We start from the raw sequence: 1,113 nt of genomic DNA, 5'->3' as shown, positions 1-1,113 counted from the left end.
TGATGCCGTAGCTTCGGTAGTAAGTTTTAGCCCCGGAAATCTTCGGCGCAGGATCACTCGACCAGTGAGCTATTACGCACTCTTTGAATGAGTGGCTGCTTCTAAGCCAACATCCTGGTTGTCTGTGCAATCCCACATCCTTTACCACTTAACTTACATTTAGGGACCTTAGCTGACGATCTGGGCTGTTGCCCTTTCGACTATGAATCTTATCACCCACAGTCTGACTCCCAAGTATAAGATGACGGCATTCGGAGTTTGATAGTCTTCGGTAGGTGCAATACCCCCTAGGACATTCAGTGCTCTACCTCCGTATCTCTCACCTTGAGGCTAGCCCTAAAGCTATTTCGGGGAGAACCAGCTATCTCCGGGCTCGATTGGAATTTCACCGCTACCCACAAGTCATCCCCGAGCTTTTCAACGCTCGTGGGTTCGGACCTCCACGAAATTTTACTTTCGCTTCATCCTGCTCATGGGTAGGTCGCCCGGTTTCGGGTCTACGTCAAGTAACTGAACGCTCAGTTAAAACTCGCTTTCGCTACGGCTCCACACCTTAAGTGCTTAACCTTGCTACTTAACGTAACTCGTTGGCCCGTTCTACAAAAAGTACGCGGTCACACAAGAAATGTGCTTCCACAGCTTGTAAGTGCAGGGTTTCAGGTTCTATTTCACTCCCCTCCCGGGGTTCTTTTCACCTTTCCCTCACGGTACTATACGCTATCGGTCACTAGGTAGTATTTAGCCTTGGAGGGTGGTCCCTCCTGCTTCCCACAGGGTTTCACGTGTCCCGTGGTACTCTGGATCATATCTGAAGTCTTCTCGTTTAACATACAGGACTATTACCTTCTGTGGTGGGTCTTTCCAAACCTCTTCAATTACGATACCTCTTCGTTATGATATGTCCGCAACCCCAATAAAGAAAACTTTATTGGTTTGGGCTAATCCGCGTTCGCTCGCCGCTACTTACGGAATCGAATTTCTTTCTCTTCCTTCAGGTACTTAGATGTTTCAGTTCCCTGAGTTCCCCTCATTAAGCTATGTATTCACTTAATGATACTTAGACATTACTCTAAGTGAGTTTCCTCATTCGGAAATCTTCGGATCAAAGTTTAC

General features: G+C 47.3%; 1 rRNA gene. It reads right to left on the bottom strand.

The features are described 5' to 3' along the window. Positions 1–1,113: ribosomal RNA gene (locus IR152_RS19750) — 23S ribosomal RNA — on the bottom strand; the annotation flags it as partial.

Source organism: Clostridioides sp. ES-S-0108-01 (assembly GCF_020662285.1).
Classification (GTDB): Bacteria; Bacillota; Clostridia; order Peptostreptococcales; family Peptostreptococcaceae; genus Clostridioides.
Note: the sequence above shows the minus strand (reverse complement) of the source record. Positions and strands in the feature narration are given on the sequence as shown.